Consider the following 23,461-nt stretch of genomic DNA (forward strand, 5'->3'; position numbering starts at 1 on the left):
GAAAACACAATGGGGACTGTATCCCCCGGATACACCCTGAAAACACAATGGGGACTGTATCCCCCGGATACACCCGAAAACATACTGACAAACTAACCCGAGGAGCTTTTCGAATGGCCGCAAAACACCGTATTGTTATTCCACCTTTCTCTATTCAGACTCCGCCGGAATGGTCTCAAAAAATACCGACTGCCAAACAGTCCTATTTTTCCAACGGCTATGATTATGATGGAGAAGAGCAACGTTTAGGTGCAATTCTTGGTGGGTCGCACATGATTAATATCTTCAACCTCCCAAAAGAAAACCCTGAATATGAGGCAGTTTTCAATTTTGCCAACCACAGAATTCTGCTGCAAAATTACATTCATCGAAAACGGCTTTATCGTGCGCCGAGTGTGATGTCGTCCGGCAGACCGGTACGTACTCAGACTGTCCCATTGGATGAGATTGATATCTTCTTAAGTGCCGATGCCAAATTTGACAGTATCGGTAAATTACGCGATACCGAGCAGGATTATGTTTTGCTTCATACGAAACAGGCTGTACGGGCTTGGGAGGGTAAAAACGATAAACAGCAACCGCATACCCGTTGGCCGGGGATTCGTTATGTTATGGCATTGACTGCCGAGTTGGCTCGACTGACTCAAAACGGCAACCCTTTTGCCCATGCTGCACTGCTTGATTTTGAAAAAGAACTGATGGAAACATCGTCTTTCCTAAAGCAGGAAACCGATAAGATGCAGTTGTTGATTGATCGTATCAATTCTTCGGGAATACATATCGGGGTGGTAGAAAATGAGAAGCCGGTCAGTGTGCCGATTGGGCATATCCGTGGTTACGGTTTCAATCTAATTCAGCTTCTGACGGCCTATGATCTGTATATCCGTATGGCTAAAACGCTTATGCTTAAAGGACTGCTGAAAAATTCGATGTGTAACGAAATCATCCGTGACGGCGGAACCAGAATACGGCGTCTCAATCAAAACCTGTATTTGGTTACTATGCGGATGCGTAAAATCAAAAATATTTCCAGAAAAGACTTTTTGCTGGATGAAAACGGTAGCCTGGGAAAACGGTTACAGATGGCAGTCCATGAAAACGCCCTTGCCCCAATTCCGCTTGAAGTGTTGAACTATCAGGTTATGCCGGAATTTGTTTTCATGAGGCCATCGTTTAGTCGGGAAGAAATGGATAAAATAACCGTGTATACACAGCAATATGGGTTATTGGTAAAAGAAGAATCCGAGTAATTGGACTTAATATACTAAAAGGCTTTTAAGGGTAAGGGGGTAACTGTATGCCCCCATACACCTGAAAACAAAACAGGACTGTATCCCCCGGATACACCTTGCAAACACAGTGGGGACTGTGCCCAGTGGACACACCCGGAACCGAACTAAAAATTGTATACCCCGTATACACCATGGAAACGAACAAATGACTGTATGCACTGCATACACCTTTTTGCAGGCAGATTTTGAGTAAGTGGATATTATGCAGAAACAGCAACCAAACTCTATTGAAGCAGTATACGACCTTTATCCGAGCTTACAGCGTCTCAAGGGTATTGAAGCCATTGACGGACAAATCAAACGTTTTGAAGAAGAATGGCGTATGCTGGTAGAGGACATGACGCTTTTTTTGGAAGATATCAGGGAAATGAAGCAGAAGAAGATTCTGCTTTTGGGAACCCGGGCCCATAAAAATTACGGTATCGGTAAAAACCTTCCTGATTATCCGAAAGATCAATACTACATCCCATCGTTCTGCTTTACCTACCGGAAAAAAAATCTGTATGATTGGGATAAGATTTATGCACTACTGCAACAGATGAATGCCTCGGCCGATGAAATCATGATTCATCTGCAGATATTTTTGGGGATGCGTGACTTTTTCCATCGTGCAGGCTTATTGGTCTTCAGACTGAGGCAATTGTACGATCTCAAGGTTGAGGCAGGGAATGCACTTTCTGTATCAGGGTTGGATACAAAAATGCTGCCGGATCGAATGAAATATAATCTCGACGAAGAGGATTTTCCGGGTTATTGATTGGGTAAACTGTAAGGCTGTCTGATTTCAGACGGCCTTGTTTTTATATGGTATTTTTTTGAAGTTTTTATTCGAAAAGTGTTGACAGCAGAAATTTCATAAGGTAAATTAACCCTACCCCCATCTTTATTAAGGGCATTTTAAATGCCCTATCCAAAATACAGGCAATCCTTATGAGAGGAATGCCTGCTATGTCTATTGATTTAACTATCCGTGGTAATCTCGGTCAAAACATTACCCTCAAAAAAATCAAACGTCCAAACGGCGAAGATGCCACCGTTCTGAATTTCTCTATTGCTTCTACCGAATACCGCCAAGATAATTCTTCCGGCGAACGTCGTTATGTTGCCGGTGCAACCGAATGGGTCGAATGCGAATACTGGGATCGTAAAGCAGAGCATTTGGCCAACCTGCTTGTCAAAGGTATGCCGGTCACCCTGACCGGTCGCGAAAGCATCGGTTCTTATGAAAAAGAAGGTGTGCTGCAGCGTACGCGTAAAATCCGTGTCGACAATGTTTACCTCAATTTGGACTCATCTCGTATCGAGTCCGTCTCATTACGCCCTCCGCGTACCAATGAAAATAATGCTTCTGAAACTGATGAAGACTCTCCGTTCTAATCATGTGCCATGACCGGGCGGCTGTAGCCGCCCCTGTATATTTCTTTTGGGGTAATTATGTCTAAACCCGATATTTTCGAAATCAACCGTAACCGCGATCAGGGTATTCGATACATCAGCCTGGTCGCCGGTGACGATCAGGACGGGATTTTCTATTACGAAAAAGAAAATGCCATTGCTGTCATGGCATTGTTCGAGCCTGCTCCGGGCTGGAATGAGGCCATGGGTAATGCTGTTGAAGAGTTGATGGAAGCCGGTTATCCGGCGGGAACCCTGATGTCGTTCTTCCAGTTTGGGATACCCGATATCGGTGAGACGATCCGTCACTATAAAGTCGGCCGTATCGGTACGGTCGGTGATGAATCGGTTACTTTAGCCAAATTGGCCGTCGAAAACCGTGCCGATTATCTGGAAACCGGTACCAAACGTCGTCTCCTTCGTTCCAGTACGGCAAAAATCCTTCATCCGCTTTGTGTATGGACGCTCAAAATCCCCGTCAAAACCAAAAAACCGCTGGACGGTTCCGAAGAAGATCACCGCAAGTTTCTCAAAGAATGCGAGGAATTTAAAAGACTGTACGGGCATTGTCTGACACAGCTTAAAACGGCGGGATTCAACCTTTCGGTTGCCGGCCGCAGTCAGGCCATGGCGGTATTGCGCCGTATTTTCGATATGGACGGCAAATGGGATGACAGTATCGATGAAGAATTGCCGCTCAATATGCAGCTGTTCCCGCCCGGAAGTACGGTCGACTGGAATGTGTTCCGCAACGGAATGTTGATGTTTAAGGGTTTCTCCCATGAGGGAAAAAATCAAAATGTCGGTATTCTGACCGTGGACCGTTATCCAAATGAAGAGAACCGCTGGCATATGTCGCGGATGATTGACCTTCTCGGACATCCGGGCGGCAGCGGCCCACAGCCGGGTATGCCCTATATCCTGCAAACCAGCATTCATTTCCCTAATCAGGATAAAAAAAGAACCAAAGCCGGTGCGGATCAGGTTGCAACCGAACGTGCCGCCCAAGTTCCGGGTGCATTGAAGTTTTCTCCGCGTCTGCGCCGCCGTCTGGCAGGTTTCCGCATGATACAGGAAGAGCTGACAAAAGGCGGTCAGCTTGTCGAAGCATGTACCACTTTTTCTTTATTCAACCATTCGCGGCGCGAATTACGCGAAGGACTGGCCAGAATGGCCTCTTATTTCCGCAGCAATGGATTCGTGATGCGGCAGGAGCGGCTGTTGCCTGCGGTCAGCTTTTTCAATTCACTGCCGATGAATGCTTCGCCCGAAAGTATTAAACGGACATTCCGCTTTAAAACCATGCCCACACGGCTGGCGGCACACCTGATTCCGGTTATGGACGAATGGAGCGGATTCGGGAGCCGCAACCTGTTTACCACCCGGCGCGGCAAACCTTTCCGGTTCGGTATATTCGAATCATCCAACTCCAATTATAACGGCTTGGTACTGGGGCAGCCCGGACAGGGTAAATCGGTACTGTCACAGCGAATGATCCAAGACGAGCTGTCTTTGGGTACCAAAGTCTGGACCATAGACCGGGGTATGAGTTATGTCGCTGCTGCACAGACGGCGGGTGCACAGATTATCGACTTTCATCCGGATGCCGACCTGTGCCTGAATCCGTTTACCAAAATCAGCGACATCGAACGTGAGATGGAAATCCTGTTGCCTATATTCGGCAAGATGGCCAAACCGACTGCCGGCTTGGATGACTTGGAGAATGCCCTGATACAGGAAGCCATTCAGTCGGTCTTTACTGCTAAAGCCAATGATGCGGAAATTACCGATGTCATCCAGTATCTGCAGGCTCAGAGCGGCCATATGAGCGGCAAACAGTACGAGCTGGCGATGCTGCTGATGCCGTTCGGTTCGACCGGCAGCATGGGGCGTTGGTTTCGCGGCCGCAACAATCTGCGCACCGAGGCGGATTGGACGGTATTGGAGATGTCGGGATTGGCCACCAACCGTCACCTGCATGATGTTGTGTTGATGATGACGGCCACAACCATCAGTCAGGAAATGTTCATGGTGCATGACGGCCGCAAACGTCTGCTGTGGTTGGAAGAATGCGGTGATTTGCTGAAAGATGCACCGTTTTCCCAATGGGTCGGTCAGTTATGCTCGAAAGTGCGTAAGGAAGACGGTGGCGTATGGGCGGTCGCACAGACCTTCAACCAATTGTTTGCCACCAAATTCGGTGCAGACATTATGGGGTCGACTTATTCGAAAATGATGTTCCGCCAAACCGGCGATACGCTGGAACAGGCAAAACGCGAGGGATGGTTCAATCCCTCCCCCTACATTGAATCCCTGTTGCACAAGATCCAAACCGTTAAAGGCGAATATGGCGAATTTGTTCTGGTTTCCGGAGACCATACTGCCGGTATCGTCCGTTTGATTGAAACCCCGTTCAACCGGGTTCTGTTCAGCACCGAGGGCGAGTTCTTTACCCAAATCAAAAACCGTATCCGTGCCGGAGAAAAAGTGGAAGACTTGGTTCGACAGGAAGCATGGAACCGCTATGGCGACGGCACGGTTGACTGACAACAGGAGGAAGCAAAATGAGCAATGAAAAACAACCGCAAACAACAGAAAACAAACAGCCGGCAGCCGATAACGGCTCCGGCATCCTGCTGGCATTGGGTTTGGCTGCCGGAGCAGTAATGCTGTCCGGATACAATTTTTACCAGTCGTCCCTCGGCCATGCAGCCAAACCTGCTGCCGGCTTCTATGTTGTGGACAGCGACCGTCTGGCGGCATCGTATCTGACACAGGCAATGAGTCAGACGCAAAACCAGGATCCGGATGCAGTTCGACAAATGCTGGAACAGAATCTCGCCCGCGTACAGTCGAAACTCAATCAGATGTCCGACGAGGGCATGATCATTATTCAGCGCTCCGCCGTGGTGACCTACCCTAAAGGAACCGACATTACCGAGCGTGTGGCACAGGAATTGGGTATTACTCTGGTACCTGCCGGACAAGCGCAGGCTTCAACGGTTGTTCCCCCTGCAACATTGCCTCATGACGGCAGTCCGGTATCGGTCGGCGGCGGCGCGGAGCTCGATTGATGAAGCTGTTTGGGCGGGATATACGCAAACAGGACTGGCTTCGCGCTTCTCTGGCTGTTCCCTTGGTTTTGGCAGCCAAATTGGGGGCGGGATATTTTGCGGAACGCTATGCCTTGATGCTGGAATCGACCGTTTCCGGCTGTCTGCCCTGGTCGGTTTATTTTTGGAACAAACAGGAACAGATCGGTACGCTCAAACGCTACGATTTGGTGCTGTTTCCGGCTAAAAAAATGATGCCCGTCCTCGCGGACGGAGCACCGGTCGGCAAACTGGTAGCGGGGTTGCCGGGTGATCAGATTACCGTTAAAAACGGCAGGCTCTACATTAATGGCCGATTTTTAGGTGATGTGTCCTATGTCGCCCGGAAATGGCACAAACCGATGGACAGCTGGGACACTTCTTACCGTTTGGGTAAAGACGAGATTTTTGTATATGGAACCGAAAAACACTCTTACGACTCGCGTTATTGGGGGCCGTATTCTATCGGCAGCGTGGTTGGCCGTATGCATGTACTGTTCTAACGCTTATGCTGATGATGCGGCATTTTTGCGTAATCTGATTCAGCAGCAGAAGCAGAACAGTATCCGGTTTACTGCCGAGGCAGAAAAACTGACGGCCGGTACGCGCAAGATGGCTGCCGGTCAGAATCCGACCATGGAAGAGCTGCAAAACACCAAAACCGTGGTTTTTTTAAGCCGGGCTATGCCGGAACAGATTGTATTGGGTCTGCTCGAGCAGGGAGCCGGTCGGCAAGATGTTGTTTTTGCTTATCGCGGCTGGGGCAGCGGTTCGGTAGAAGAAATGTTCTCTTATACCGACAAACTTTATAAAAAACTGTCGCAGCGTGCACAAAAGAACCCCCCGAATATTATTGTGCAACCGGCGGCATTTGCCGAATACCGGATTGCCTATGTGCCTGCACTGGTGCATATGGATACCGATAAAAAATGGTATCTGGTACAGGGCGTTCAGAGTATCAATGCTTCGGTCAATGCGGTCAAAGCCCGCCGTTTCAACCAACGGCTGAGCCAGCAATGGCGTGTCAGCGAACCGGATCAGGCCGAGGTGATGCGCCGTCAGGCGGCAGGCCGCAATTTGAAGCAGGAAGCGGAGCAGGCGCGGCGTGAAGTGCAAACCGCCGTTGCAGGCCGTCTGAACCTACCCTACGCGAAAGCCCGCAGCGTGACCCGGCTGATCCCTTATCAGGCTGCTGCTGCCGACATCCTCGATCCCAAAACCGGAAAAGTGCTGTATCCGCGCGGAACACGATTTAATGTTTTGGCTTTGGACGATACCCGCAGTCGCGGTTTGGTGGTTATTGACGGCCGCAGTCGTTTTCAGACGGCCTTTGCACGGGCAATCAAAAAATACCATCCCGATCTGGTGGTGCTGTATACCCGTTTGGGCAATCTGGAACAGGCCGGTCTGAATGCCGCTCCGCTGGATGAAAGAATGCGCGGCCTGCTCAAGGTCAAAGCTGTTCCAACCTACTACCGGCAGAACGGCCGCCATTTCGATGTGGTGGAAGTCGCCAATCCGCAATAGGGACACTCCATGCTGAAAAAACTGTTTACTGCCCTGCTCCTGTCTGCTGCTGTCTCTGCAACGGCCAACACCTGTTCGAATGCCGGTCTCTCTACCGTGATGAATTTCTGCTTCGATTCGGCTTTTCCGCTGAGGATTATGGGCAATACCGTCATCTCCGGTAACGATGTACCGAATCCGTCGCACGCGACAGGACAAAGTATCTGCAAATGCGGTAAAGAACCGTATGTGCGTTACGGCTACACGCGGGGGATGTGGCTGCCGACGCGTATGGTGGAGGTTGTACGCAATCCAAGCTGTTCGCCGGTTTACGGCAATGCCGTCGGTCAGGCGTTGAAACAGGCATCGCGTATTGGCGGTTTGTTCGGCACAACGACTTCCGCCGGTGGCGGCAGCGTCGGCCACAGCAACTACGATACCGGCTTTTATCATTACCACAGTTGGGTTTTTCCGCTGTACAACATCTATGGCTGGACACCGCGCTGCTTCCATCGCGGTTCGTTTGAAAGTTCTGTGATACAGCCGACCTGGTCGAGTCGTGATCCGGTTTGGGGCAATCTGCTGTACCCGGAGTGGATGGTCATCGGTAATGTGGTCAACAACCCATTGTTCGACATGGCCGCACACACGGCTTCCTGCGTGGCCAATACCACCGGACTGGGAGCGGGATACGCCGATGATACCGCCTACTGGTTAGGCGGCTGCATGGGGAATACGATGCCTGCAACAGGATCGATGTCTGCAGAGCGAGGCAGTGTCACAGCAAGTTCCACCATATTGAACCGTTCGATTATGGTATCCAACCGTACCGGCGGATTTGCCTCGGTTTCGACTGTCGGCGACAACGCGCTATGTTCCCCGATTGCGGCGCCGTTTCCACGCAAATCCGAATTTAAAGCCACCATGATGTTTCCCTACAGCGAAGCCTCTACTGCTTCTTCTTCATCAACTTCGGATTTGGATTTGAAATCGGCCGTCCAACAGGGAGCCGGAGAGGTAGCAAGCTTTTTGGGTATAACCAGCCGTTGCGCCCACCGTCTCGGTGCCAGCAGCCTGCGTTGGGGTCTGAACCGCAGCGAACGCGCCACCCGCACCGAAGACGAAGATGCCGTCTACCTGCTGTGGCGCTGGGTAGACTGCTGTGAATTTGATTGAGGAACAAAGATGAAAACGATTCGAACCACACTATCCTGTCTGTTGCTGATCGCCCTGCCCACTGTGGCGCAAACCGGGCAGCCCAATGTAGAAAAACAGGTGTTCGGCAGCAGCCAGCGCAATATCGGCACTCCGGCAAAAAATACTGCAGCACCGGCGGCTGACAAAAAGGCAGGTAAAGCACCTTGGACCTATCAGCGCAAACTGAGCGAACGCGAGTCTGCCAAACAGATGTTCGACCGCTTTACCTATGGAGACAGCCTGTACTCCGTCAAGCTGCGTGATGCAGCCAACAGCGGCAACCGCTGGGCGGCGTTTTATTACGGCTATTTGGCGGAAACCGGCAAATTGTCCGGAGCCAAGGATTACGAGCTGGCACGGCGTTCATACCAAAAAGCCGTCAAAAATACCGACGGCAGTCTTACCGCCAACCATCTGGCCGCCTACAACATCGGTCTGATGTATTACTACGGCAAAGGTAGCTCCCAAAATCCTGCTGAAGCACTGAAGTGGTTTTTGATTGCCATACAGGCTTACCGTGAAAGCAAAGGAAACAATGCGGTATTTTGGCCTGCCGAATACCATGTCGGCAGGATTAAAGAGGCAGCCGCCAAAAACGTACCGGCTCAATTGGCCGAAGCGCGGTCGCATTACGGCAATGCGGCCAGAATGCGCGATCCGGATTCGCTTTACCGCTACGGCCTGCTGATTGCGCTGGAGAATCCTCCGGCAGCCCTATCCTACTACACTCGTGCGGCAGACCGCTGGCACAGTGGAGCCATGGTCGCATTGGCACGCTATTACGCCAAAGGTGACAGCCTGCATAAGGCCGACCGGAGCGAAAATGCCCGCTGGCTGCAGCTTGCGGCCGTTGCCGACAAACGTTATGCCCCGTATGCCAAACGTGCCCAGGCGGGCCTCAATGCCGACGAACAGAAACGTGTTCAGGCTTCGGCCTCCGCCTGGTTGAAACGCCGGGGAATCCGCCCTGCTTCTTTTGATTACGCTGCTGCCTTGCAGGATGATCCTGCAGCTATCCGTTAAGAGGACGAATGATGAAATACAGACATACTGTGCCGTATGCGGCCGTTCTGCTGATGGCGGCTGTAACCGGCAGTTTTTGGAGCCTGAATGCCATTGCCGACGATTCGGCATTTGGCAGTGCAACCGCCGATGGCTACTTCTGGTACAAGGATAAACCCAAGGTTAAGCCGAAACCGAAGCCCAAAGTCGAGGAAAAACCGAAATCTGAGGCAAAGCCCGAAGAAAAAAAAGCGGAGCCCAAGGAAGAAAAAAAGCAGGATTTCGGTTCGGCCGCATGGATACGCGAAAAACAGAAAGAACTGCTCGAGCTGGCCATTTCCAATCCGACCGAAGAAAACGTCCGTGCCTATCTGTACGTCAACCGGTTGATGCTGGACCGGGCTGACGAATTTGCCCGCATCAGCAAAAAAGTTACCGATGCAGACCCAATGTTGTCCGAATCGGTACGGGTACCGATTTCCGCCCTGGCGCGTCAACAGGCATTGTGGCAAATCGACCAAGCCAAGGAAGGCATCATCAAAGATCTCAGTAAAAAAGCGGGGATATGGATGTTTTTTGACAGCAGCTGCAGTTTCTGCCAAAGCCAGTTTCAAGTCACACAGATGCTGGCGGAAAAATACGGTATGCAGGTCCGCTACGTCAGTACGGACGGCGGGACGATTCCCGGGATGAAACCTTCCCAAATCCGTTATGACCGTGGGGCGCAGCGTGCCCGCAGCATAGGCATTCAGCTGACCCCGGCAACGGTGCTGGTGGCTCCGCCCGACCGCATGGCGGTCGTGGCGCATGGGGCGATGAGTATGAGCGATTTGGAACAGAAAATCGTGACGGCTGCCATCGATATGAATCTGGCGGATCCCAACCTGACCAATATTGCCAAACTCAACGAGCGCGGGATGATTAACAGAAAAGACCTCGAGCGTGCCAAGCAAAAACTCAACAATCCGGAAAACATGGATGAAGTCGTCAAAATGTTGAACGGCATCATTAAAAACAATATGTAGGAGGTAACCGAAAATGCTGCATCTGAAAACCAAACGCCGCTACACCACCGTCAAAATCGGGGTCGTAGCCGCATCCCTTTTCTTTGCCATGCTGCCCGCCCCCGTGCAGGCTGATATTTCCTCAGGGATGGATGCCATGTGGACGGCTACCACTCCGGAGTTCGGTGCGGTCAACGGTAACTACGGAGGTTCGCTGGGCGGCATGAGTATGCGTGCACCAGTACGCTCATTCAACGTGCTGGCCTATGACCCTCCCCGTTTTTCGGCAGGTTGCGGCGGCATCGATGCCTACTTCGGCTCCTTTTCGATGATGTCGGTCGATAACATGCGTAATATCATCCGCGCGATTATGGCCAACGGTACCGGTTACGCACTCAAAATCGCCCTGGACAATATGTGCCCTGCCTGTCAAAACATCATGAGCGGTTTGCACGATATGACCAGCAAAATCAACGGTGCGGCCAAAAACACCTGCCAAATCAGCAGTGCGATGGTTGAAGCGGTTCGTGGCGATACCTCTCAAATGAGCAGTATGGTCGGTGAAACCAAAAGCAGTTTTGAAGGTGCATGGGCGGCGGCCAAGGGGGCGATGTCGGACTTTTCGGAAGCAATGCAGAAGCGCAGCTATGCCGGTAAAAACGCCAACCGCCCTGACGATGCTGCCGACCAGTCAACGGTGTACGGCAACAATATGATGAACACGCTGTCCAGCGCAGGCGTATTCGGCAAAGGCGGCCAAGACGGCGGCGGCATCGATACCGAACCTTACGGCGGCGATCAGAGTTATCTGCAGCTGGCGATGAACCTGTACGGCACCACTGTTGCCATGACCGGCAGCAATGCGTCATCAAGTACCTCCGGCGGCTCATTCGTCAAAGAATCGAAGGAAAAAGCAGACAAAGTGTACGAAGGTATCTGGAATTTCCGCGATTTGGCCTATGGCAAAGAAACCGGTTCCGTGCTGCAAGGCTACAAATGCAGTGAATTCAATATCAATAAAGCGGACAGCTGCCAGACAGTTACCTTGTCCGAAACCGAATTTCCGGGAGTCAAACGCTACATCATCAACATGATGGCCGGAAAACAGACGGCTTTCGGTGACAGCAACAGTATGGGGGATTCCGTGGTAACGACAATTGCAGCAGACTCCGTGATGGCGCATCTTGCCGACAACAGTATTGCCCAAAACAGCCGCCAACTGGCCTTTATCAATGCCATACCCGATGAAATCCGTACCAAACTGGCAGCGGCGGCCAAAGGCGGCAGCCGGCTGCAAACTTCGGCAGTATCGGCTTTTGCCGACGCTTGGGCAGAACAGATGGCCGCCGAACTGGTAACGGCCATGAACAAGAATATCACTTCGGCCTATTCAGTCAATGTATCTGCTTCAGGCAAGAATATCGCCCCCTTAAGCGATGCCCAAAAAGCCAAAATGGCGCAGCTGGAACAGGAAGCTGCCGCCCGCCTGAACTTTAATGCCCGCGCGCAGACCATGCAGAACCTGTCCACCATGCTGGATACCGCATTGGCTGTGAAAAACGGCCTGAACACAGCCTCCAAATAAGGAGCCGGATATGAATTTCCTGAAAACCCTACTGTTCCGACTGATTCTTCTGTCAGCCTTTATTCCTGCCGCTCAGGCGGCGATTCCTGAAAGCGAAATTGCCGGAAATGCGGATATTGCGACCATCTGGGTAGTCGGCGATATCGAGCTGGTCGCCCGCACACTCAGTATGGTGGCCATGCTGTTCAACAGTGATTCCGGCTCTATGGTCATCAGTGCCATTCAGTTTGCCGTTTTGATCAGTATCACGCTGGCGGCGCTGGCCATGGCGACATCGCTTAAGTTCGAGCCGATGAAAACCATGCTGATGATTATTTTTTTGGCGGTTGCGGTGATACCGACTACCCCGGTATACGTCGCCTCCTATTATGATCAGGCGCTTACCGGCAATGCCGGAGCCGTCCGCTTCAGAAAAATCGACAATATTCCGGTCGGGGTGGCGTACACACTCGGTTTATTCAGCAAGCTGGGCAAAAGCTTTACCGAAGGTATCGATACGGCAAGCACTGTGGTACCGGATGCCAACTGGACAGGTACGGGGGCGGTTGCCGGTGCCGTGGCCGGCAATCTGTCCGTGCACGGCACTCAGGGTTTTTTCAGTCCGCTGCGGACACTGATGGCTTTGCGCCGACAGTACAATTCTCCCGAAAGCGCACTGATTATGACCAATATGATGACGGCCTCAAAAGCCTGCGGTTGGAATACGCGCTGGAATGATGTCGGTCAGGAAGGTTTTTTACGGGTCTTGACCAGCGGACATCAAAGCGGTTGGACGGAGATTATGGTGCCGGATCCGAATAGTAACGGCCGGCCGATCCAAACTTCGATGAACTGTGCCGATGCCGGTAAAATTATCGCGGCTCAAGTGCATGGATATACGGCGCAAAAAACAGGTGACAGTGTTTCTCCGGCTGCCGAACGAGTAGCTGCGGCTCAGAATATGAGTGCGGTTGCCGGTATTACGCTGGATATTTCGGAACGGCAAAAAAAGGTTCAAAATGAGTTGAACGAGCTGCCCGGCGCATTGGCCGGTTTGGTAGGCAGCGGCGGGAATGACAGCCCTACCGACGTGTTGGCCACCGCCTACGCGCAAGCCAAGGAATACGGCCGGCTGAGTCCCAACTCTTTGGCGCAATACTATGCGGCAGGGATGCAGGTGGATGCGGCTTCGATTCAGGCATCGATGATTTTTAACCAGATTGCACAGCAGTGTATCGGTGCGGGCGATGCCACTTGCGCCCAAGCAACCTACATCATGAATGATGCCATCGGTACTTCGGCCGTAGATGCCGCCGGTGAGGCTTCGGTTTTTCAAACCCTGGCCGAAGGCTTTTTGAATCTGATGTTGTGTCTGTATATCGGGCTGACGCCGATGATGATTTTTATGATTATTATCCGGGGCTGGGGCGGCTTCAAACTGCTGGGCATGTATATCATGTTGGCGGCCTGGATCAACGCCTGGTTGCCGATCGACACGCTGATTGCCCATTTTATGCAACAAAACCTGATGGATAACCTGTATAAGGCGACGATGGCCGTCATCCAGAGCGGCAATCCGAACATCGTCCTGACACCGGGCTTTACCAGCGGCCTATTCGACAGCGTTCAAAAATCGATACTGACAGGTTCGTCTCTGATGGCGTATATACCGACCATCTTGTTTTTCCTGTTGAGCGGTTCGGCCTACGGCTTTGCCCAGATTGCCAACCGTGCCAATCTGGTCGGCCAGAATGCCATCAAAGAGGAGTTGGAAGCCCCTGATTTGACAAAATCCAGCGTTATCGGCGCAGACAGAATGATTCAGAATGCGTCCGAATATGGGCCGGTAGAGAGTCCGAGCCAGTTGCAAGGCAACGAGTTTGCCAACAGTAAAACGGTGTTCAACATGTCGGTCAGCGACAGCGAGACCGAAACGGCCAAACGCGTCTTGTCTGCACAGGCCAGCGCCTTGGGAACCACGGCCGAACAGATGACTTTTGCCAAAGTCAATTCGGAAGGTGTGGCCACCTCCTCCGGCTGGGTCATCGATCAGGCAACCGGACAGCAGGCCTCGGCACGTTATGTCGAAGCAGGCAGTCATGTGATGGCGGATTCAACCACCAAAGGGATTGGCGGTAAAGTATATGCCGGAATGGAAGCTTCAGGTGGGTTAGAGCTTTTAGGTAATGGAGCCAAAATTAAAGGTGGAGGCATGGTAGAGCTCTCCGCCAACGGCCAGACTTCCGATACCGAAAGCTCGAGTACCTCCAGTGAAAAATCCGACGGCACAACCAGCAGCCGCACGGTAACCAACAGCAACGGCCTGACCATGACTTCGGCCAGTCTGAGTTCGCAGACGCTGCAGGAAGTACACAGCCAAACCCTGTCCGATTTGCGTTCGGAAATGAACAGCCTGGAGAATGCGGCTGCCCTGCAGAAATCCGGTAATGTGACCACCGCAATCGATCAGAAACTGTTTAACCATGTTATGAACGATGTCGGACGTGACAGTCAGGCTGCCGATATCCAGCGTAATGCTGCCATTACCGCTGCCGGGCAATACAGCAGTAAGGTCGCGCAGACGCTTATGGATGCCGGACGCTTCGGCGGCAATGCCAACGGTGCGTTGTTCGACAAGCTGCAGTCGTTCAACGCAAGCGGCAATGATGCCGAACGGCTGGCAGCCAGTGCTGCTATGCTCGAAATTTTCAAACACAGTGAAGCTAATGGTATCCCAACGACAGGGATAGAAACGCACAAAGCTATGTTGGAAGCCCGGGTAGACACATTGGAACACCAACGTATGATGGGCAGTCACGCGGCCGAACGGATCGGACAAAGTATCGATCCTAAGCATGCCGCTTCGGTCGGAAATTTTGCCCAGGATCTGAAGGTCGGCGAGCGGTTAGGAGCCTCCCGCAACCTTGGCCCCGAAGTCGGTGAGAAGGTAAACAGTATGGGGATGACCATTGCCGAGCAGCGTAAGGTCATTGAAGCCAACAACGAGATGAAGATGCGGGCCATTCAGGAAAAACATGCTATTGAGCAAGAATTGCGCAGCCGGTCTGGTAAAGAGAAACTTCTTGAAGGAGCGGCAGATTTGGCTTTCTTGACCGACAAGCAGGGAGGAAGCAGCATTTTGGGTAAAACTGCAATGTTTTCAGACACAGATGCGCTGCAAAAGAAACACGCCGAATTAAGCCGGATGCTGGAAAATTACAATCCGAACGATTCCACCAAGACTTTCGACGGCTCATCGGTTGAAAGCATTATCGGCCGTAAGCTGACCGCCCCGACCGCCGGGCAGATGATGGATTACAGCGACCGCCATCCTTCAGACGGCCTGCAAAATCAGGTCGGCCATACGGCAGTCGCCGGCAGCCATTTGCCGACCGGACGCGAGGGATTGACCACGTTGGCCAGAAATCAGGCTTTCGGCGGTGAAGCCAAAAACGGAGTCAAAACCCAAGCCGGCATACTGGCGATGGGTCACGCCATGAACAGACTGTTCGATACCGACAGCCAAGATGTCCGTTTCAGTGCGTTTAACGACAGCTATCATGTTGCCAACCGGCCGAACAGTAACCATACGCGCGGCCTGGCACTCGATATGGTGCTGGATAAGGAAGGCAAAAGTACCGATGCGCTGCCGGGAAACCACAGCAGCTGGAACGAAGCCGAACGTAAAATCGGTGAGTTTATGCGGCAGAACGGCTTCAGTCCCAAAGACTATTATGTGGATTATGAACGATCAGGCAAAGGAGGCGCGACCGGCAGCCATATCCATTTCGAGTTCCGTAATGAAGCTGCTGCACAACGCTTTGAACGGCTTGCCGAATCGGGACAGGTAAAAGGCTTAGGCGGAGCTGCCGAGCATGTCGTACCGACAGGCAGCGCGTCTGCTTCGGGAGTCTTTGCCGGGGAACTGCGGAAACTGATCAGCCGGGGTGAAGGCGGATACAATTCGGTCAATCTGGGGGAACGTCACGGCCAAAAATCGGCTACGCGGAATCTGACCGGAATGACGGTCAATCAGATTATGGCAGCACAGCGGGCCAAAGAGTTCAATGCCGTTGGCCGTTATCAGATGATCCCTTCCACGTTTGCCTCAGGGGTGAAAGCTCTGGGGCTGTCGGGCAACGAGAAGTTTACGCCGGAACTGCAGGAACGCTTCTTCAGTGAATACCTGATTAAAAAAGCCGGTGATGGTGATGCGCTGGCCTATATCCAAGGCAAGCATAATGACCTGAACCGTGCCCTGACGGCCATGGCCAAGGAATGGGCTTCCTTCCCTGTACCTCATGCCATGAAAGGGCACAAACAGCATGTAGCGGCCGGCCAGAGCTATTATCAGGGTGTCGGCAACAATAAGGCTCATCTCAGTCTGAGCGATGTTCGTGCCGCATTGATTCATGCAAGAAAAACGTTTGCATAGTGTGAAAAAAGAGTTGGCGGATAAGCCGCCAACTCTTTGATAAATATTTACTGAGTAAAACTCTTTGATATTTCAATAAATAAATTATGAAATACCGACCATTATGACAAACAATGCCATAAAGAAAAATAAAATGATGGAACCAATTTTGACTCGTTTTTGACTTTTCTTATAGTGTTCAGTCCCTTTAAAAGCAGTAATCAGACGATCCATTGATTCGCTGTCCAACTGGGTCAGATCCACTTTATTCAGGTCGATATGCTGTTTTTGCTTCATAGCCCTACTTTTTGTTGACTTACGGAACAATCGATATATGGAATATTTTTCACGAAAAACTTGCTTTTAATAACCAAAGAATAAAATCAGCAATTAATACCCCCCATACACCAAATAAAATAAATTTTGCAAATTTTGCAATTTTGTTGTGACGTTTATAATATTCAGTCCCTTTAAAAGCAGTAATCAAACGATCCATTGATTCGCTGTCCAACTGGGTCAGATCCACTTTATTCAGGTCGATATGCTGTTTTTGCTTCATAGCCCTACTCCTTATTAACTTATGGAGAAACCGATAAAATGAAAAAATATATTCTTATTGCGGCCGTATCGGCATTTCTTTCCGTCTCGGCCGCGTCCGCTGCAACTGCCCGCGAACAGGTGGAAGGTTGCCTGCAGGGTAAAATTGCCAATAAATCCTGCATGGAGATGATTGCCAATTACTGGAAACACAGCCCTGCTATCGAAAAAATAGCACGTGATGAAGGTGTTGATCCAAATTTGTTCAAGGCTTTGGTTGCTTATGAAAGCCGTTATAACCGCAAGGCAGTTTCACGAGTGAAAGCAGCCGGTTTAACCCAAGTCATGCCGGGCACCGCTGCCGATTTAGGCGTACACCATTTGCAGTTGTTTGATGCCGAAGTTTCAATCCGTACCGGCAGCCGCTATTTACGCAAGATGTTGGACGAATTTAAAACCGTCGAATTGGCATTGGCTGCCTATAATGCAGGTCCGGGCAACGTCCGAAAATATGGTCGCACTATCCCACCGTTTAAGGAAACCCGTGACTATGTCCGCAATATTACTTCCCTATACCGCCTTTTCCAAGAAAAGTCTAAAGCAGATGATTATAGACAGGGAAATCTGCAAAGAGTTTCCGGTTCGGTAACGGCTGAAACACCCCGTGTCAGTCTGCCTTCCAAACCCACACCTATGCGTGGGACAGACCGTCCGAGCAATACAGTCCGATCCGCTAAAAAATCCGTTAAGAAGCCAGAAGGCTACTTCCATACAACGGAGCGTACCGCCAAGGGTTCGGGCAGTAGCGGCAACTTCCAGTCAACCGGCAAAGCGGTATCCCATGCAGCCGATACGGGGGGATACTTCCAATCTACCGGCAGTTAAGGCAAAAATAGGAGTAGCGGCAATCAATTGCGGGGTCGGTATATTTCCCGGCAGTTGCCGACCTTTAATACCAAAACCGTCAGAACATTATCCTTGATTTCTGCAATGATACGGTAATCCCCTACCCTGTATTTCCAATATTCTCCCAGTGCCGAACCTTTGAGTGCCTCCCCTATTTGTCTCGGGTTTTCAGATGCGACTACCCGTTCGTGGAGGAACTTCAAAATTCTGACAGCGACTGGTTTATCCAGTTTGGCCAATTCTTTTTCGGCCGACCTGTGCAATTCAACCTTCCAAGCCATAGCTTTTCATCACTTCTTCCAATGGAACGGGTCGGCTGTGACCGGCCTGGATTTCAATGGAACGCTGTTCGGCCAAATATAAATCTTCCAAATCTTCCAAATGGTTCAATATCGCCTCACGCACATAAAAGGTCTTTGTGCGTCCGGTTTTAGCTGCCAGTTCTGTTAGGCGGGCTTCAATATCCTCAGGCAATCTGACGGCAATCATGGTTTTCCTTTTTAAGTTCGGAATTTGATATACATGTATATCATTGTGCCAGTTTTGATACCGAAGCATATATATGAAAATAAATTTCAATGTAAATTCATGCAAAGTTACAGCGGAATGTCATTAATACTGCGATATATGTTCATAATCTTTTTGACTGTCGTCGGACTGCAGTTGGCCAGTTTGGCCGTCTCCGCTATGCTGACTCCGGTACTGCGCAGATGGTAGACATTACGGTGTAAATTGGTATCCGGTCTGCGGCCTTTATATTTCCCCTGCTGTTTGGCCAATCCAATCCCCTGCTGCTGCCGGTCACGCCGGGTTTCGTAATCCTGCCGTGCAATCAGCAGAGAAACCTTCAACAGCATATCCGAGAGGCCGTTGAGATAAATCTTGGCCATATCCGACTGTCCTTCCATATTGAGCTGAGATAAATCGAGCAGCCCCGGTATGGCCAGTACGGCCCCTTTATCTTTGATACGGTTGATCAATCGCTCTGCATCCTGAAGAGGAAGGCGGCTGATACGGTCGATGTTCTCGGCAATGATGACATCACCGGGTTGGAGGTCTTCAATCAGCTCGTTCAGCTTCGGCCGGTCGGCCGTTGTGCCGGAAGCTTTCTCCATATAAACCTTGGCAACATAATACCCCTGTTTTCTGGCCTCTTCCTCCAAACGGTATTGGCGGCCGAAGTCCTGTTCTTCGGTGCTGACACGTCCGTAAATTCGTGCGGTTTTCATTGCAATCCCGATTTGCTCGAGCATTTCTGCACGGCCATATTGATTTGTTCGGCATGATGCTCGCCGGTTACCCTCAATTTGCGTCCCTCCGGACGAATCATCAGGAATGAACGGTTGCCGGCTCCCCCACTGATTTCAGCGGCGGCGGCCACAAACATACCGTCTACATTGTTGGTACTGACAATCTTGGCTGCACCGAAATCTTGGAATTGGGTAAAGGTGGTTTTGCCGATACGCAGCCATTCACCCGGCTCGGTTTTACGGCAGTCTGCAGCCCACGCGCCACGATACTTCTCCGGAAACACGATATTCGGCGTATAGTTGAAACGGCCGGTGTAAACGGTTTTTTCATTCTTACTGCAACTGTTTCCTGCGGCAAGCGTCAGTACGCCCTTTTTATTCCAAGAGGCGGAAATCAGGCAGCGGCTTTTATCCTTTCCTTCATAATACGAACTGTTTTGTGCGAATGTATAGGCATTGCCTGCAACAGGTTTTTGCGGATTCGATGACTGATACAGAATACCGTTTTTTGTCGCAGGTCTGCCGGTATGGTCCGAAATATTAAAGTTATAAACAACCGTACCGTCTTTGGAATCATACCAAAATACGATCTTACGGCTGCCTTCGTCAGAGGTATAAACACCCTGAGCGGTAGCGGATGCCGTCCCGGCTACGGCCAGTAATGCAACGGTTAGAGTCAGTTTTTTCATTGACCACTCCTCAAATATCAAAGTATCCATCTTTTTTCAGACGGCTTTACGGTAACACCGTGATTTGTTTTCGCCCTCTGCAAGCAGATAGCCCTCAGCCACCAATTCGGCCAAATAACGTTTTACCGTTGATGCAGATTTGCCGCTTACCTGTTGGAGTTCTATGGAAGTCACCGTTTCCTGACGGGATAGGATGTCTTCAACCATATTGCGGAACAGGCTTAATTTATCGCCCGGTTTACCGCCCACTTTATCGCCCGTTTGGGCGATATCCGTAACAGGGTAACTTTTTAAGGTCTGCAAAATCATCCCGAGCATAAATTCGATAAATACGGTTGAGTCGTTGGCTGCATCTGCCGCTCTAAGATGATTGTAATAATCTTGTTGGTGCTCGTGAACCATGGTTTCCACCGGCAACCATGCAAACAGAGGGTTCCATTTACTCAGAAGTACGCTTTGCCATAACCGCCCCATTCTGCCATTACCGTCTTCAAACGGATGAATCATTTCGATTTCATAATGGACAACGGCACTTTTGATAATCAGCGGGGTTTGATCGGTTTTCGCCCAGCGGAACAAATCTTCAACCAGGCTAGAGACAAACTGGGGTCTTGCGCCTAAATGGATGACTTTGCCCTCCCTGTTAAAAATACCCACATCGCCGGTGCGGAAACGACCCGCCTGTTTGACCAGTCCTTGCGTCAACAGCCGGTGTGCTTTTAGAAAGTCCCCGATACTGAAAGCATCATAAGTCAGAATCTGTTCGTAAGCGTCATAGGCATTTTTAACTTCCTGAATGTCTTCCAACGGTCCCAACACTCTTTGGCCGTTAAGGATGGCCGTTACCTGCTCGACTGTCAGGGAATTGTTTTCGATGGCCAGCGACGACTGAATCGATTTAATACGGTTTTCCCTTCGCAAGGCAAGATTGCGTTCATGCTGAAATTGCAGTTGTCCGATCAGCCGGGAGATTTCGAGCATATCGTTCAGCATGGCATTGGTGAGAGAAAACGGTGGTTTAGACATTTACTATATCCTATATTACTAAAGATAGGTGGCAATTTTGGGTATACCCTAAGTGACTAGGATATTTTAGTATAATTTTTAATAAGTGCCTAATTTAAAGTGTCTATTAAAAAGTGGCCCACTTAAAGTTTCTATAAATTAATAAATTAAATTAAAAAAAATTTTTGATTGTATTTGTAAATCTAATTTATATCGTACTTTATAAATTAAAACTGATATGAAAAAAGAAAGAGTATTGAAATTATTTTCCTATAATTAAGTAATTTGACGGGCATCGGAGCCCCATATCATAAGACCAATTCACAACCGATTGCTCTCCGGTTTGGTATTCGATGGGCGCGCCGCAGTGCCTATGAAACGAAAGCTGATTTGCAGCCTGAACACCAACTAGGCAAGGGATAGTATAAAAAGAGAAACAGCCCATAAGGGCTGTTTCTCTTTTGTTCTATTCCTTTGATACTGCGTCAAGCAGTGTAGTCCAATCTGAAGGAGGATTTCCGTTCCCCAGCATTTTTTTGAACACGGTATATGCATCATTTTTGCCGCCATAAGTTCTTTTCGTACCCGAGTCGTTTACCCATGCGAGAATGATGATTTTACTGTTTGAGTCGTAACGGAAAAACAATCGATATCTACCCATAAACTTGGCACGTCGCCAAAATTTGTATTCCGAGCCGAGTGTCTTGCCAAGCCGATATTCCGGGCTATCCGGATTAAGAGCAATATTTTCTATTTCGTCTAAGATCCGTTTCAGCAGTTTGGTCTCTTCGGATCTACTGGATTTTTCGGATCGTTTCTGGCTTTCTATTGTAGTGGCCAGTCTGTCTAATTGCTGCGTAAAGCATTCGTGTTCGTAAATGGTATATCCGTTTATCTGCATGGGGGAGTCAGGCATATTAGTCTTTCATATCTGTCTCCCAAGTCAGTTGGCGAAGGCGGTTAAAGCGTGATTGAGATGTGGGTTTGATGGAATTCGGATTTTTTGTCATAGAATTTTCCAAAAAATGCAGGAATTTTCCAACAACTGGATCATGCTCAAATTCTTCTTCCTCAGTATTGTTTTTTTCTAGCAATACCTGTCCGCCGTCTAAGACGGAAAAACGGATTTTGTCCTGTTTTTCCAGCCCCAATGCTTTGCGTACTGACTCGGGAATGGTTGTTTGGTTTTTGCTGGTCATGGTTGACACTGCATCAAAAATAATCTTCATGGTCTCTTTGCCCTGCCTTCATTCAAATTTACTGTTGCTACTTGCGACTTCAATGTCCTAGTTACACACATCTACTTAACGGCTTGGGAACTTATTGATATTGTTAAAAACTGCTTAGATTAAAGCATTCTGTTTATTGTAAGGAAATTTCCTTACGAAGTCAATACCCAATCCCTTCGACCTTTAAATGAGCAGGGCAATCGCATTGCTGCACTCCTCATCATCCTGTTTGCTTTGAGAGGGTAAGATTTCCCCAAGACATCCACAAAATCTGTGGATAACATTAACCGAATATAAAAGGTCGCCTGGTTAGACGACCTTTTATATTTCCGTGGATTCCCTTTCTATCTATTGTATAGTGGTAAAAGGTAAATCTAATTTTCAAAATCCTCCAATTTGACAAATGGAATTTGGCATTTCCCGCACCATAAATCCAGTGTCGGTTTGCCCCAGGCACGATCACCGCATGACTGGCAACGGTAAACGGTTTTACGTTTTGCGTTTGCCTCTTTTTCATGTTGTTGGCACAGTTCGGCGGCGTCGATGTCAAACTGCTCCGACAGAGGACGTAATAAAGACGCTACCGCAACCGAATCATCAGCTTCATCGCTGTCTGTTACTGCGATCGGAATATCAGATGATGCAAAAGGCGGTTCATCGTCAATCATCGCAGTTTCGACGGCGGGCAACTCTCCCACTTGTAACATAGTCCCCGAATTTATGAAGGATGTTGGTTCGGAGATATTGCGGATTTGAGTGGACTCCCTTTTGGCATAGCGGTCGTAGAATGGCAGCTTGTAGCCCATTTTTGCAAAGACGATACATTGCAGATAGAATGCCCCTCCCTCTATAGGGTAATCACTCATCCGTTGCCCGGTCCTCTTTCCTCCGGGTTCCCCTGTGTCACTTGGCATCAGTCCGATAGATTCCATTTTATTCGCCCACTCTGTGTTATGGTAAGCACGGTGACTTGGCTTGCCAAACTCGTGCTGCCACAGATGTACCATTTCGTGAACAAGGGTCTGCATCAGTTCCAGTGGTTTATGTGTAATGAAAAACGCAGGATTAAGTGCGATTTCATGTACGACTTGCTTCCCTCCACCCTGCCAGCGATTCGAGGAGAAGTATCCCATCGTGTTTTTTTCCCGTTGCAATGTCAATAAACATGGCGGTAATTCGCCGGCAAACAGTTTATCGTTAAAAAAATCATAAACATCTTGTACAAAACTGTACATTTGCATTGTGGGTTTAGGTGTATCCATGACTGAGCAAATTTATATCGTACGATATAATTATAAAAGAAAATTCATAAAATTAACAGGTTAATCATATGATTAACAAAAATTAAACAGCGATAAATTGAAGGTCGTCTAAAAACC

General features: G+C 49.7%; 23 protein-coding genes. 13 read left to right on the forward strand and 10 right to left on the reverse strand.

The annotated features are described in order from the left end of the window. The first annotated feature begins 113 nt into the window (after positions 1-113). The 12 genes from ACTHS4_RS08575 (at position 114) to ACTHS4_RS08630 (ending at position 16,487) form a co-directional block, all read left to right on the forward strand. Positions 114-1,250: an AcaB family transcriptional regulator gene (locus tag ACTHS4_RS08575; RefSeq protein WP_159068513.1), complete on the forward strand. Its 1,137-nt coding sequence runs from the start codon at positions 114-116 to the stop codon at positions 1,248-1,250. A gap of 244 nt (positions 1,251-1,494) precedes the next feature. Next, complete coding sequence (locus tag ACTHS4_RS08580; RefSeq protein ID WP_107697250.1) at positions 1,495-2,049, forward strand: hypothetical protein; 555 nt, start codon at positions 1,495-1,497, stop codon at positions 2,047-2,049. A gap of 191 nt (positions 2,050-2,240) precedes the next feature. Next, positions 2,241-2,669 (forward strand): single-stranded DNA-binding protein, encoded by a 429-nt coding sequence (locus ACTHS4_RS08585; RefSeq protein WP_159068514.1) that lies wholly within the window; start codon positions 2,241-2,243, stop codon positions 2,667-2,669. A gap of 57 nt (positions 2,670-2,726) precedes the next feature. Continuing rightward, positions 2,727-5,234 (forward strand): TraC family protein, encoded by a 2,508-nt coding sequence (locus ACTHS4_RS08590; RefSeq protein ID WP_440365726.1) that lies wholly within the window; start codon positions 2,727-2,729, stop codon positions 5,232-5,234. A gap of 17 nt (positions 5,235-5,251) precedes the next feature. Continuing rightward, positions 5,252-5,761, forward strand: coding sequence for a hypothetical protein (locus ACTHS4_RS08595; RefSeq protein WP_440365727.1), 510 nt, complete (start codon positions 5,252-5,254; stop codon positions 5,759-5,761). Continuing rightward, on the forward strand, positions 5,761-6,282 hold the full coding sequence (gene lepB, locus ACTHS4_RS08600) for a signal peptidase I (protein WP_107697254.1): 522 nt from the start codon (positions 5,761-5,763) through the stop codon (positions 6,280-6,282). The genes ACTHS4_RS08595 and lepB overlap by 1 nt, the downstream gene beginning before the upstream one ends. Then, on the forward strand, positions 6,269-7,306 hold the full coding sequence (locus ACTHS4_RS08605; protein WP_159068516.1) for a TrbC family F-type conjugative pilus assembly protein: 1,038 nt from the start codon (positions 6,269-6,271) through the stop codon (positions 7,304-7,306). The genes lepB and ACTHS4_RS08605 overlap by 14 nt, the downstream gene beginning before the upstream one ends. Positions 7,307-7,315: 9 nt before the next feature. Continuing rightward, the gene (locus ACTHS4_RS08610) at positions 7,316-8,461 is read left to right on the forward strand and encodes a TraU family protein (RefSeq protein ID WP_107697256.1); all 1,146 of its coding nucleotides are present in this window, start codon (positions 7,316-7,318) and stop codon (positions 8,459-8,461) included. Between the two features lie 9 nt (positions 8,462-8,470). Next, complete coding sequence (locus ACTHS4_RS08615; RefSeq protein WP_440365728.1) at positions 8,471-9,505, forward strand: tetratricopeptide repeat protein; 1,035 nt, start codon at positions 8,471-8,473, stop codon at positions 9,503-9,505. A gap of 8 nt (positions 9,506-9,513) precedes the next feature. Further along, a complete protein-coding gene (locus tag ACTHS4_RS08620) occupies positions 9,514-10,509 on the forward strand; it encodes a conjugal transfer protein TraF (protein ID WP_107697258.1) in 996 nt (331 codons plus the stop codon). Positions 10,510-10,522: 13 nt separating this feature from the next. Continuing rightward, positions 10,523-12,073 (forward strand): conjugal transfer protein TraH, encoded by a 1,551-nt coding sequence (locus tag ACTHS4_RS08625; RefSeq protein ID WP_107697259.1) that lies wholly within the window; start codon positions 10,523-10,525, stop codon positions 12,071-12,073. 10 nt (positions 12,074-12,083) lie between these two features. Further along, complete coding sequence (locus ACTHS4_RS08630; RefSeq protein WP_440365729.1) at positions 12,084-16,487, forward strand: conjugal transfer protein TraG N-terminal domain-containing protein; 4,404 nt, start codon at positions 12,084-12,086, stop codon at positions 16,485-16,487. An 84-nt stretch (positions 16,488-16,571) separates the two neighbouring features. Here the strand turns inward: ACTHS4_RS08630 and ACTHS4_RS08635 are convergent, their stop codons facing one another. Together ACTHS4_RS08635 and ACTHS4_RS08640 are read right to left on the reverse strand one after the other, a co-directional pair. Continuing rightward, complete coding sequence (locus ACTHS4_RS08635) at positions 16,572-16,763, reverse strand: hypothetical protein (RefSeq protein ID WP_440365730.1); 192 nt, start codon at positions 16,761-16,763, stop codon at positions 16,572-16,574. Between the two features lie 49 nt (positions 16,764-16,812). Then, entirely contained in the window at positions 16,813-17,025 is a 213-nt protein-coding gene (locus tag ACTHS4_RS08640) for a hypothetical protein (RefSeq protein WP_440365731.1), read from the reverse strand. Between the two features lie 38 nt (positions 17,026-17,063). Between ACTHS4_RS08640 and ACTHS4_RS08645 the strand changes: the two genes are divergently transcribed. Beyond that, positions 17,064-17,888 carry a lytic transglycosylase domain-containing protein gene (locus tag ACTHS4_RS08645; protein WP_440365732.1) on the forward strand — a complete coding sequence of 275 codons (825 nt, stop codon included), beginning with the start codon at positions 17,064-17,066 and terminating at the stop codon, positions 17,886-17,888. A 23-nt stretch (positions 17,889-17,911) separates the two neighbouring features. Here ACTHS4_RS08645 and ACTHS4_RS08650 read toward each other — a convergent pair whose 3' ends face one another. The 8 genes from ACTHS4_RS08650 to ACTHS4_RS08685 all read right to left on the reverse strand — a co-directional run bounded on the left by ACTHS4_RS08650 (position 17,912) and on the right by ACTHS4_RS08685 (position 23,344). Beyond that, the gene (locus ACTHS4_RS08650; RefSeq protein WP_107697263.1) at positions 17,912-18,190 is read right to left on the reverse strand and encodes a type II toxin-antitoxin system RelE family toxin; all 279 of its coding nucleotides are present in this window, start codon (positions 18,188-18,190) and stop codon (positions 17,912-17,914) included. Then, positions 18,174-18,398, reverse strand: a complete 225-nt coding sequence (relB, locus tag ACTHS4_RS08655; RefSeq protein ID WP_440365733.1) for a type II toxin-antitoxin system RelB family antitoxin — start codon at positions 18,396-18,398, stop codon at positions 18,174-18,176. The genes ACTHS4_RS08650 and relB overlap by 17 nt, the downstream gene beginning before the upstream one ends. A gap of 107 nt (positions 18,399-18,505) precedes the next feature. Next, the gene (locus ACTHS4_RS08660) at positions 18,506-19,162 is read right to left on the reverse strand and encodes a recombinase family protein (protein WP_440365734.1); all 657 of its coding nucleotides are present in this window, start codon (positions 19,160-19,162) and stop codon (positions 18,506-18,508) included. Beyond that, positions 19,135-19,848, reverse strand: coding sequence for a hypothetical protein (locus ACTHS4_RS08665; protein ID WP_107697266.1), 714 nt, complete (start codon positions 19,846-19,848; stop codon positions 19,135-19,137). The genes ACTHS4_RS08660 and ACTHS4_RS08665 overlap by 28 nt, the downstream gene beginning before the upstream one ends. 36 nt (positions 19,849-19,884) lie before the next feature. Then, complete coding sequence (locus ACTHS4_RS08670; protein WP_107697267.1) at positions 19,885-20,874, reverse strand: Fic family protein; 990 nt, start codon at positions 20,872-20,874, stop codon at positions 19,885-19,887. A 445-nt stretch (positions 20,875-21,319) separates the two neighbouring features. Next, positions 21,320-21,769 (reverse strand): type II toxin-antitoxin system YhaV family toxin, encoded by a 450-nt coding sequence (locus ACTHS4_RS08675; protein WP_440365735.1) that lies wholly within the window; start codon positions 21,767-21,769, stop codon positions 21,320-21,322. 1 nt (position 21,770) lies between these two features. Next, positions 21,771-22,082 carry a type II toxin-antitoxin system PrlF family antitoxin gene (locus ACTHS4_RS08680; RefSeq protein WP_440361509.1) on the reverse strand — a complete coding sequence of 104 codons (312 nt, stop codon included), beginning with the start codon at positions 22,080-22,082 and terminating at the stop codon, positions 21,771-21,773. Between the two features lie 374 nt (positions 22,083-22,456). Further along, the gene (locus tag ACTHS4_RS08685) at positions 22,457-23,344 is read right to left on the reverse strand and encodes a SprT-like domain-containing protein (RefSeq protein ID WP_440365737.1); all 888 of its coding nucleotides are present in this window, start codon (positions 23,342-23,344) and stop codon (positions 22,457-22,459) included. Positions 23,345-23,461: the final 117 nt, after the last annotated feature.

The sequence above is a fragment of the Neisseria sp. P0014.S009 genome, from assembly GCF_051958155.1.
Classification (GTDB): Bacteria; Pseudomonadota; Gammaproteobacteria; order Burkholderiales; family Neisseriaceae; genus Neisseria; species Neisseria flavescens_C.

Bases quoted from the DNA above. Each gene is read 5' to 3' on its own strand.
- ACTHS4_RS08575 (WP_159068513.1), top strand. From the start codon at position 114: ATGGCCGCAAAACACCGTATTGTTATTCCACCTTTCTCTATTCAGACT.
- ACTHS4_RS08580 (WP_107697250.1), top strand. From the start codon at position 1,495: ATGCAGAAACAGCAACCAAACTCTATTGAAGCAGTATACGACCTTTAT.
- ACTHS4_RS08585 (WP_159068514.1), top strand. From the start codon at position 2,241: ATGTCTATTGATTTAACTATCCGTGGTAATCTCGGTCAAAACATTACC.
- ACTHS4_RS08590 (WP_440365726.1), top strand. From the start codon at position 2,727: ATGTCTAAACCCGATATTTTCGAAATCAACCGTAACCGCGATCAGGGT.
- ACTHS4_RS08595 (WP_440365727.1), top strand. From the start codon at position 5,252: ATGAGCAATGAAAAACAACCGCAAACAACAGAAAACAAACAGCCGGCA.
- lepB (WP_107697254.1), top strand. From the start codon at position 5,761: ATGAAGCTGTTTGGGCGGGATATACGCAAACAGGACTGGCTTCGCGCT.
- ACTHS4_RS08605 (WP_159068516.1), top strand. From the start codon at position 6,269: ATGTACTGTTCTAACGCTTATGCTGATGATGCGGCATTTTTGCGTAAT.
- ACTHS4_RS08610 (WP_107697256.1), top strand. From the start codon at position 7,316: ATGCTGAAAAAACTGTTTACTGCCCTGCTCCTGTCTGCTGCTGTCTCT.
- ACTHS4_RS08615 (WP_440365728.1), top strand. From the start codon at position 8,471: ATGAAAACGATTCGAACCACACTATCCTGTCTGTTGCTGATCGCCCTG.
- ACTHS4_RS08620 (WP_107697258.1), top strand. From the start codon at position 9,514: ATGATGAAATACAGACATACTGTGCCGTATGCGGCCGTTCTGCTGATG.
- ACTHS4_RS08625 (WP_107697259.1), top strand. From the start codon at position 10,523: ATGCTGCATCTGAAAACCAAACGCCGCTACACCACCGTCAAAATCGGG.
- ACTHS4_RS08630 (WP_440365729.1), top strand. From the start codon at position 12,084: ATGAATTTCCTGAAAACCCTACTGTTCCGACTGATTCTTCTGTCAGCC.
- ACTHS4_RS08635 (WP_440365730.1), bottom strand. From the start codon at position 16,763: ATGAAGCAAAAACAGCATATCGACCTGAATAAAGTGGATCTGACCCAG.
- ACTHS4_RS08640 (WP_440365731.1), bottom strand. From the start codon at position 17,025: ATGAAGCAAAAACAGCATATCGACCTGAATAAAGTGGATCTGACCCAG.
- ACTHS4_RS08645 (WP_440365732.1), top strand. From the start codon at position 17,064: ATGAAAAAATATATTCTTATTGCGGCCGTATCGGCATTTCTTTCCGTC.
- ACTHS4_RS08650 (WP_107697263.1), bottom strand. From the start codon at position 18,190: ATGGCTTGGAAGGTTGAATTGCACAGGTCGGCCGAAAAAGAATTGGCC.
- relB (WP_440365733.1), bottom strand. From the start codon at position 18,398: ATGATTGCCGTCAGATTGCCTGAGGATATTGAAGCCCGCCTAACAGAA.
- ACTHS4_RS08660 (WP_440365734.1), bottom strand. From the start codon at position 19,162: ATGCTCGAGCAAATCGGGATTGCAATGAAAACCGCACGAATTTACGGA.
- ACTHS4_RS08665 (WP_107697266.1), bottom strand. From the start codon at position 19,848: ATGAAAAAACTGACTCTAACCGTTGCATTACTGGCCGTAGCCGGGACG.
- ACTHS4_RS08670 (WP_107697267.1), bottom strand. From the start codon at position 20,874: ATGTCTAAACCACCGTTTTCTCTCACCAATGCCATGCTGAACGATATG.
- ACTHS4_RS08675 (WP_440365735.1), bottom strand. From the start codon at position 21,769: ATGCCTGACTCCCCCATGCAGATAAACGGATATACCATTTACGAACAC.
- ACTHS4_RS08680 (WP_440361509.1), bottom strand. From the start codon at position 22,082: ATGAAGATTATTTTTGATGCAGTGTCAACCATGACCAGCAAAAACCAA.
- ACTHS4_RS08685 (WP_440365737.1), bottom strand. From the start codon at position 23,344: ATGGATACACCTAAACCCACAATGCAAATGTACAGTTTTGTACAAGAT.